Raw genomic sequence first — 370 nt, forward strand, 5'->3', positions numbered from 1 at the left:
GTTTATTCGTAATAAACACCGCTACAAATCTGTTGTTTTGGAATTGCTTAATGCTGAAACTCCCAACACTTACAGAGCTCAAGCTTCTTTTTTGTTTGGCGAGCTACTATTAGATGACCCTGAAATTCATGAAAAGATAGAAGATATTTCGATTAATCACCCGAACAAACAAATTAGATGCTTTTGGTTTGATGTACTGGATGGTCGGTTCGAGCATGAGCTTATAGCAGGTAGTGAATCTGGTAAGTTTGCTACTTATGTGGTTAAAGACAAAGGAAGTAGGTGCGAGTAAATGCCACATAACAAAAAAATTAAGTCACTCACTGCGTTCGCTGGGACGCATACATGCGGGGCGGCTTCGCCATTATGC

The 370-nt window shown here is 40.3% G+C and carries 1 protein-coding gene; it reads left to right on the forward strand.

The window, feature by feature from the left end:
* Positions 1-292, forward strand: a 292-nt coding sequence (locus tag ACFI34_RS18795; protein ID WP_462674600.1) for a hypothetical protein, incomplete at its 5' end; no start/stop codon positions are given.
* Positions 293-370 lie beyond the last annotated feature (78 nt).

Source organism: Pseudoalteromonas sp. PSi26, assembly GCF_054960575.1.